Source organism: Paenibacillus sp. MAEPY2 (assembly GCF_000499205.1).
Classification (GTDB): domain Bacteria; phylum Bacillota; class Bacilli; order Paenibacillales; family Paenibacillaceae; genus Paenibacillus; species Paenibacillus vandeheii.
Genome location: NZ_AWUK01000007.1, coordinates 338886 through 347944, shown reverse-complemented (window position 1 = coordinate 347944; position 9059 = coordinate 338886). Strand labels below are relative to the sequence as shown.

Sequence of the window (9059 nt, the reverse complement as noted above, 5' to 3'; positions counted from 1 at the left end):
GCCTGAGCGCTGAATTTCACTGGCAACCCAATACCCTATGTACCCCAAAAAATCTGGTGATAACAGTGATCGGAAGGTTGTTCTGTCATCGGAGTGGCAAGGGTAAATATTCTTTAGTTCAATTTATATATTGAAACGATAAAAAAACCGCAGTCTCTTCATCGGAGACCTGCGGTTTTTGGCTTGAACTATGGATGCTGAGGTAAGGATGAATTGTCATCCTTGGCAGCCTCTCTCGCCTTGACGGCCAGTAGTTCCGATACGGTTACAAAACGATATCCCTGCTCCTGCAGCTTGGGCAGAATCGTTTTGAGCGCCGTTATCGTCTGCGACTTGCCATCCACCTTATCATGAAACAGAACGATATCCCCGTTACGTGCGTTCTTCAGCACTTTGTTCACAATGGCTGATACACCTGGTGAAGCCCAATCACGTGTGTCCTGATGCCAGGACCATAACACAATCGTATAGCCTTGCTGCTTGGCGACCTGAATGACCATGTCATTGTAATAGCCTCCCGGTGGCCTGAACAACGTGGGACGCTGCGCCCCTGCTCCAACAATGGATTTCTCCGCTATGTTTATTTCATGGCTGTACTTATCCGCCCTTGTTGATCTGACCGCGTACGTATGTGCATACGTATGATTGGCGATTTCATGTCCTTCCCGCTGCTCCTGCTTGATCAGTTCAGGAAACTTTTCGGCCCATTTGCCAAGTACAAAAAAAGTGCCTTTAGCCTGATACTGCTGTAGCAAAGCCAGAATCTGCGGGGTTTGGACCGGATCTGGCCCATCATCAAAGGTCAATGCGATGAGTTTGTCATGCGTGGGAACCTCCCACACAATCTCTCCCCGTTCCTCATAATACTGTCGATTCTTCTGCACAGGTTTGGCATAGGCAGAACTGCTGCCAAGCAAAATAATCAGCATACACAATCCGATGCATCGGGCTGCCTTCAGGTTCATGTTAATGTCCTCTCTTTATCTTCAAACGTAAACTCCCTGTTAGCATCTCCCGATTCACCAGAACTATTTAATGAAATATCTGATTAATGAACTGCCGTTCCACAATTGTACAAATTCTAATGATCAAGTGTTTTTCAGCGCAGTGGCTTCCACATCATTGATGAATCGGCGGAGTTTAGCGGCCACATCACGGTTGATTTCACCCTTTTCGTACAATTGCTGTATGGTATTACGCTGCTCCTGCATCGCCACCATTTGCAATTCCAGCTTATCCTGATCAAATGGATCTTCGGTTTTGCCCTGATTCCAGGTACGCAATTTAGCAATGACCCGTTCATATCTGGAGATGACCGAAAGAGCTACAATCCGGTTACTGTCGTTCATATGCGCACGGATCGCCTTGATCGCCGCTTCCGAGGTACGCATCTTCACATGACGGAACAGCTCCGCATTCTCGATCATAAATGGCTGATCCGGTTTCCGTGAACGATGGGTAAACACATGTCCAAACACTCGTCCAATTTCACTGAGTGAGAACATCATCTGGGTATTCGTACGATTCGCAAGCATCATTTCCTTACGATCCAACCAGCTGTTACATCTAAAGGCCGCTTCCGAAGCAATTACATTTTCGTCCATCATATTCTCAATTTCCTTGCGTTCAGCCCGGGTAGCGATGAGATTAATTGCTGTTTCCTGTTTCAAAATATCCTTGCGCTTTCCGGCAGTAAGCTCGCCAGCCGCCTGCCTGATATATTTCGACAGATCCGAAACTACGGCAAGCGCAGCAGCTTTGTTCTCGTCGTTCATTTCCGACTTGACTGCGCGAATGGCGGCGTTCAGCATAATATCCTGTGCTTTTTTTTCCGTCGTTTGCGGCGCACCTTCCTCCGCTTTCTCTTCGTTCTTCGCAAGAATAGGAAGGAATACACTTGCAGCAATCAGAGTGAACAGAATCACACCTGCCGCTAGGAAAATGATCAGATCCCTTTCAGGAAAAGGAGATCCATCCTGGAGAACATAAGGAATGGAGAATGCCCCCGCCAATGTTACAGCCCCTCTCACACCTGAAAGGGTAATGATCGTAATCTCTTTCAGCCGGGGCGTCCCGCTCGACAACGCCTCACCGGAATTTTCATTTCCTTTCCAGAACAGATAGATCCATACAAAACGAAGGACCAACAATAAGATTGAAATTAGGCCCACATAGCCGAGTACTTGCAAGTTATCAAATGAAACATTTTCGAAGATGGTACTCAGCACATCCGGGATCTGTACCCCAAGAATGACAAAGACCAAACCGTTCAAAATAAATAAAATCACAGACCAGGTGCTGGCAGACACGACCTGCATCTTCAGTTGTACAGACTCTGTCCGGTCACGCTCAATGGCGTGAATGATCCCGCCAGCGACTACCGCCAGAATGCCCGAAACACCGACCTCTTCACTCACCAGATAAATAACGAATGGCGTTAAGATTTGCAACAGCATATGAATGGTCACATCTTCCATACCTAGACGGCGAATCCAGACACCCAGTCGGATCAACAGTAAGGATAACAAGGCACCAATCAACAACCCGCCAATCGCGATAAGTATAAAACTGAATGAAGCCTGAGCCAGGGAAAATACACCCGTCACCGTGGCGGCAATCGCAAATTTGAATGCAACCAGACCGGATGCATCATTCATTAATGCTTCTCCCTCCAGAAGCCTATGTATGCTCTTGGGCAAATGCACACGACCTGCCATGGCGCCGACAGCCACAGCATCTGTCGGGGACAGTATTGCCGCAAGTGCAAAAGCCGCAGGTAGCGGAATGGTTGGAATAAGCCAGTGAATAGCGTACCCTGCAACGACAACCGTGACAAATACAAGGCCCAAGGCCAACAACAGGATGGGTGCTCTTAGATTCCACAGCTCGTGCCTAGGCGTTCGCTTCCCGTCGTTGTACAGCAACGGAGCGATAAAAAGCACGAAGAACAATTCCGGATTCAGTGGCAGATGCACACCCGCAGGTAATAGTGCTATGGCTACACCAAGAACAATCTGAATTAGCGGAATGGGGATAAAGGGTACAAATCGGTTCAAAATATTCGATAAACCGAGCAGTACCAGCAAAACAAGCACGGCAATAAAAAGTTCCATGATGACAATCCCTTTCCGAGTAATAAAGTGGTGAAACCTTTTTTGTATAGCCTTATTTTAACATAAACCAAAGTTGATTATAAAAATATTGTCATATTCCAATACCAACCCAAAGCGATTGGACCAATAGCCTGGTTGAAGATTTCTGATTGGTTCTGTTTATAAGATGTTACAATATGCTCAGGACAATACCCGTTTGGAAAGGAACTTGGTGTATATGGCATTTGGAATTAAACGACAGGAGCTGGCCGAGTGGAAAGAACGTGTATCTCGTGGCGAACTTGCCTATCTCACTCATTTTTGGATTGACAACCGTTTTCCGGGCATTACCAGTGTGACCAAAGTGGGCTGTGCGGATCTGAATCGGCTTGAACATTGGTGCGCGGAACATGGACTGGACCCACGATACATTCATCGGCGTCAGCCTTTCCCCCATTTTGACCTGCTCGGTAAAAAACAAAAGGAAATTCTCATTCAGGAAGGCCTGACCGATCACATTCAACGCTTCCATCTCTGATTGAAAAAATAAAACGCCAGTCTTCAAGGTTTCAAGTCCAAAAACGGACTCAAATTCTTGAAGACTGGCGCTTTACACACTCATATTTAGCGATGCGTTTGCTCCAGTGCTTTCATTTTTTCCAGCAGTTTCAACTCAATCTTCTTCAGCATGCCGAACATCTGCAGTTGTTCCTCTTCCGTAAGCGCCTGCAAGAGTTCCCACGTCATCCGACCGCGATTATTAATCAACGTTTTTGCAAGCTGCTTCCCATCTTCCGTTAAGGACAACCATACAATCCTTCGGTCCTCTTCGCTGCGCACCCGCTGGATCAGACCTTCGCTCTCCAGTTGATTCAGCACAATTGTGGTTGCTCCTGAAGATAGACTAAGTTGTCTTGCCACATCTACAGCCATGCAGCGCTCTTCACGTAAAATCATGCCCAATATATGACTTTTCGTCGGATTCAATTTGCAGTTTGTTTCATTCCTTTGCTGCTGATCCAATACCTTATTTTTATATCTGAAGAAGGCCTCCAACAATTGATCGACATTTGCCAATTGAGAGTTTCGCTCCGTATCCGGGCTCATAAACGTTCCTCCTACCTTTGATCATTAACCTACCTTATATTGTAACATATTTGTACTATTTTGTTTGTGAAAAATGCGCTTGTTTCCTCAAACCCTTTACTTGTCTGTAAAGTTCATGCTTATTTTGCGGTTTCATGTGACAAGCTACCTTATAGCATGAACAGATAACCACACAAGGAGGAATCAAGCAATGAACATTTATATTGTTTTCGATAGTGAAGGCGGCCATACACAGGCGCTCGCCGAATCGATTGCTGCTGGCGCAGCCAGCGTACATGGTGCAACCGTTCATTTGCATTCCACAGAAGAAGCCGACATCTACAAGCTGGTGGAAATGGACGCCATTATTTGGGGCTGCCCAGGCCATTTTGGCTCCATCAGCTCCGGGTTGAAAAAGTGGATCGACAAGCTGGGTTACCTATGGGCTGAGGGCAAACTTGTAGACAAAGTTGGCGCGGTGTTCTGTACCATCGCCACCGAGCACGGTGGACTGGAGTCAACCTTGATTCATTTGCTGACACCTATGCTTCATCAGGGGATGATTATTACCGGCCTGCCTGGAAACTTTGCAGATAACGCTCTATATGGCTCCTATTATGGTGTTGGGGTGACTTGTCCGGTGGACAGTGATGATCTGCTGAGCGAACAGGGCATAGCATTGGGTAAAGCTCTAGGAGAACGCGTGGCTCGCATAACCAACCGATTGATCACATAGAAATCAGAGTAGTTCCCCATAAAAGAAGAGATTGCTGTTCTTATCAAGCCTGCGCACATGAGCTGTGAAGGATTACTGCAGGCTTGAACTCCCTCACTATAGAGAAATAGAATGATTCTATTGCAATATTAGATTGGATTTGTTTATAATAACGTATATCTTTAAAGTTACTTTTAGTTACTTAATGATTTTTATAAATCTGTTATTATAAAGTAATACGATATCCATCCATTATATTGCAAGGGAATTTTACACATGAATCAAAATTCGCATTTAAAAACTGATGTTTGTATTGTGGGAGCTGGCCCCGGAGGGGCTCTACTTTCATTCCTGCTGAAAAGGCAGGGAATATCCACCATTTTGATCGAGCGCCAGCCACATTTGCTTAAGTCGTTCCGTGGGGAAGTGCTTAATGCAGATGGTGAGGCTATACTGAAAAAGCATGGGTTATACCCTGCTGTCACCCAGCGTGGCGTGCTTCCTCTGGAGCAAATTCAATATTGGGAGAATGGCCAGATCATTCACACCATTTTTCCTGGAGAGCAAGAATCCCATGTGGGCATTCATGTGCCGCAGGATCATCTGCTGGAAGTCATCGTGTCACAATCACAGAAGCAGGAAAACGAACAAGTTCTTTATAATACGATTATGACTGGATTGCTGCGAAATAAGGCTGACAAGACGATTGGCATCAATATTCGGCAAGCAGGACGGCCTGCTTCCATTGAAGCAGCTGTTATTGTTGGTGCGGATGGCAGATATTCAGCTGTACGCAAACATGCTGGTCTGACCCCGGAGGCCCGTAAACATGGGTACGACCTGTTATGGGCTCGAATTCCTGCTCCAGCAGGCTGGGAACCTGCTGTTCGGATGGCGAGTATGGACGGTCAGCAGTTGGCGTTATTCTCACAATTCGGAAGTTTCGTGCAGATCGGATGGAACATTCCGCAAGGGTCCTTCTCCAAGCTGCGTGAACAGCCTTTCGCTCCCTTTGTACAGAAACTGGTGGCAGCCTTCCCCTGTCTCGCTGATTCGGTAGCTGCACATATCCAGACCTGGAGTGATTTTGTTTTGTTATCCGTAGAGAGCAGTTTCGCTGAATCGTGGGTGCAGGACAATGTGGTCTTGCTTGGCGATGCCGCTCACACCATGACTCCAACGGGTGCTTTTGGATTAAATGCAGCATTGGAAGATGCGGATGCGCTCGCTGAACTGCTCATTGAAATGGCAGCCGATCAGTTCACTTCCACTGAACGTTTACATGAACTTCAGGCCAGCCGTGAAGAAAAAGTGAAGCAGCAGTTGGCCAGACAACTGGAAATGGAGTCTTCGTTCCAGCAGCGGTACGAATCTTTTCTATAATGGAGCGTGTATTCACTCACAGCGCCTATAATCAAACAGCCGACTGTTCCTGGGGGGAATAATCGGCTGTTTTCTTCTTTTATGGGCTAACCTGCGTGTATCCATCCGTGAACCTGATTTCCAAATGGTTTGTCTGAAAAATTATAAAAAAACGGAACAGGAATCAGGCTTCCCTACCATTCATGGCGCTCACCCTTAGCTCATTCATAGGTAGGGACAGCTTTTCGGGATGACGTAATCTCACCGTACGGCTCTCACCAGGAAGAAGATCGAAATAGTTATCACTGAAACGAACGCGACCAAGGGGCAGCTCGAGCTTCACCAACCGTGCAATTGCACCAATGGCCGTAACCGATACGGATTGTTCCTCTTCGTTCACATGCACACTGAGCTGCGCTGGAAGCAGATTAACATCCTTCGGATCACGTAAGAAATATCGATTCAGTGGCGCAGTGAAACCTTCCGCGACCAATTCAACCAACACTTCTTCTGCCAATCTGCCTCCCAATACCTCCGCTTCTCTCATCTCGGCAATGCGAGTAGAGCATTGTGAACCTGTCTCTACTTGATGTGAGCTGGAATATACTTTTTCCCCATTCAGTCCATAAACATTAAGTCGAAGCTGTCCCCTCAGCGTCTCCCGTGTGTCATTCACAACCCATAACGTAAGAGGCTCACCCGGTTCATGTTCCAGAGACAGCAGTATCGGATGAAAGAATACTTTTCCATAATAAAAGGAGGCCTTCGGCAGCAGCTCGTAGTCAATCATCGACCAACTTGTGCCTGGCCAGCTATCATTCAGCTGCCACACAAGCGCTCCACTATTGCGGTGATTAATTCGCCGGAAATGTTCAATACCGTACCGTAGACCTTCCGCCTGTGTCAGCATCGAGTAATTCATGTATTCCTCAATATTTTGCGGAATGCCTGTATAACCTTCCATTAGAAGAATGCCTTTCTGATGATTGGTATCCTTATTCCGATAGGCCATTTCGGGGCTTCCCCAATAAAACTGCCCTGCGGGCATGTTTTTCTCCAACGTGTAGCGGTTGGCCGAGGCATGCATGCCAAATTCACTGCTGAACAGGGCATTATCCTTTTTATAATTTTTGAAAGTTACGCCCCCAATACTGTAGTCCAGCAGTGGCGGCTCGCCGTGTTTACGGGGATAGACGGAACCATGCCATACCTGCCAGTTATGACGATCCCCCACATCCGGATCATTGGCATCATTGCCGTTACTGTCCCCATACGGTGAGGAAGGCCAGTATGGGCGAGAGGAATCCAGACGCTCCAGCACTTCCGGGATCAGCTCATGGTAGATCAGATCTCCATAGAAGGGGCTGGCAATATCACCACTGGCAGACTTCATGTCATAAAGCCAGTCAATTTCGTTATTGCCACACCAGAGTGCAAGCGAAGCACGATTGCGCAGGCGCAGGACATTATTTTCAACTTCATCCCGTACATTGTTCATGAACTCCCGATTGAAGTCTGGGAATAAGGCGTTGGCAAAAGCAAAGTCCTGCCACACCAGTATGCCTTGCCGATCACATTCATCATAGAAGATGTCCTTCTCATATATACCGCCTGCCCAGACACGCAGCATATTCATATGCCCTTCCACAGTCAGCTCGATCAGCCCACGATACCGGGAGGCAGGAATGGCACCAATCAGATGGTCGGCCGGAATCCAGTTGGCTCCCTTTGCGTACACCCGCACTCCGTTCAGGATAAACGTAAACGCATCCTCACCCTGTTCATTATGAAGTGCTAGTTCAATGGTTCGTACACCGTAAGGCTCGTTGTATTGATCCACTTCCACTCCATCCGCCAATAGAGTAACTGCCAGCCTATACAAGTAAGGCTCACCCAAATCATGCGTCCACCATAATTGCGGTGAATCCAATGTTAGTATTGTATCTGCGAGACCATTTTTCACAACGACTTCAGCAGACCGTGCTACTTCCTGACCACTCGCATCCAGTAAACGTATATCACATGACAAAACCACAGCTTTTTCACGTTTGTGTCTGCTGCGAAAAGACAATACAGACTTCACATCAGCAGTGACATGGACAGCCGCTAGCTGCTTGCTCACTGATTCGGTACGTGCAAATACGTTCTCCAGCTTTGCGATTGTTCGTCTTTCAAGGCGTACCCCTCCCCAAATTCCTACGGTGACCATCCGTGGACCCCAGTCCCAACCGAAATTCATCGCAGCTTTGCGAAGCCATGGCCGTTCCTTCGTATACGAAGACCAGTCGAACGTTTCCTTGTCTCTGTGATGCAGATAAAGGGGGTCGAACTTGACCGCTATGGCGTTCCAGCCATTACGAACCAGTGTCGTCACATTGAACGTGTGGGACATGAGCATATTAGCCGTTTTTCCAACTTCATGTCCGTTCACATATACGGTCGCGAACGTATCCAAGCCATCGAAGACCAATTCGAAATACTCCTCCGCTTCCCCATCTTTTACCAGATTGAAGTTGGTGCGATACCACCATTCCTGCTGCTCGATCCAACGACTCTTGGCATCGTTATGCCCATAGTAGGGCGGATCAATGATGCTGCGTTCAACAAGAGCAGTGTGCACATCCCCTGGCACCTCCGCTCCAATCCAGAATCGATCATCCAGCGCTGCTGCTGCAACATCCATGGCCCGCTTTTCCCCAACCTCGAAATGCTGAATCTTCCATTGTCCTGACAAATCCTGACTTAAATTATTCATCTTCACGCTTGCCTCGCTCCCCAGTTTGCTTGCTAATTAAATATCGAAA

7 protein-coding genes are annotated in these 9059 nt (G+C 47.3%); 3 read left to right on the top strand and 4 right to left on the bottom strand.

What is annotated here, in order from left to right; genetic code table 11:
• Positions 1-188 precede the first annotated feature (188 nt).
• Both P364_RS0106365 and P364_RS0106360 read right to left on the bottom strand, forming a co-directional pair.
• The gene (locus P364_RS0106365; protein WP_024629308.1) at positions 189-965 is read right to left on the bottom strand and encodes a polysaccharide deacetylase family protein; all 777 of its coding nucleotides are present in this window, start codon (positions 963-965) and stop codon (positions 189-191) included.
• A 123-nt stretch (positions 966-1088) separates the two neighbouring features.
• Positions 1089-3113, bottom strand: coding sequence for a Na+/H+ antiporter (locus P364_RS0106360; protein ID WP_024629307.1), 2025 nt, complete (start codon positions 3111-3113; stop codon positions 1089-1091).
• A 217-nt stretch (positions 3114-3330) separates the two neighbouring features.
• Here P364_RS0106360 and P364_RS0106355 point away from each other — a divergent pair, with 217 nt between their 5' ends.
• Positions 3331-3630 (top strand): hypothetical protein, encoded by a 300-nt coding sequence (locus tag P364_RS0106355; protein WP_024629306.1) that lies wholly within the window; start codon positions 3331-3333, stop codon positions 3628-3630.
• Between the two features lie 86 nt (positions 3631-3716).
• On the opposite strand, the gene P364_RS0106350 is transcribed toward P364_RS0106355, so the two are convergent.
• Positions 3717-4199 carry a MarR family winged helix-turn-helix transcriptional regulator gene (locus P364_RS0106350; protein ID WP_024629305.1) on the bottom strand — a complete coding sequence of 161 codons (483 nt, stop codon included), beginning with the start codon at positions 4197-4199 and terminating at the stop codon, positions 3717-3719.
• 190 nt (positions 4200-4389) lie between these two features.
• Here P364_RS0106350 and P364_RS0106345 point away from each other — a divergent pair, with 190 nt between their 5' ends.
• Together P364_RS0106345 and P364_RS0106340 are read left to right on the top strand one after the other, a co-directional pair.
• Positions 4390-4914 (top strand): NAD(P)H-dependent oxidoreductase, encoded by a 525-nt coding sequence (locus P364_RS0106345; protein WP_024629304.1) that lies wholly within the window; start codon positions 4390-4392, stop codon positions 4912-4914.
• 255 nt (positions 4915-5169) lie between these two features.
• Entirely contained in the window at positions 5170-6276 is a 1107-nt protein-coding gene (locus tag P364_RS0106340; protein WP_024629303.1) for an FAD-dependent monooxygenase, read from the top strand.
• Positions 6277-6439: 163 nt separating this feature from the next.
• On the opposite strand, the gene P364_RS0106335 is transcribed toward P364_RS0106340, so the two are convergent.
• On the bottom strand, positions 6440-9010 hold the full coding sequence (locus P364_RS0106335; protein WP_029880778.1) for a beta-mannosidase: 2571 nt from the start codon (positions 9008-9010) through the stop codon (positions 6440-6442).
• Between the last annotated feature and the right edge of the window lie 49 nt (positions 9011-9059).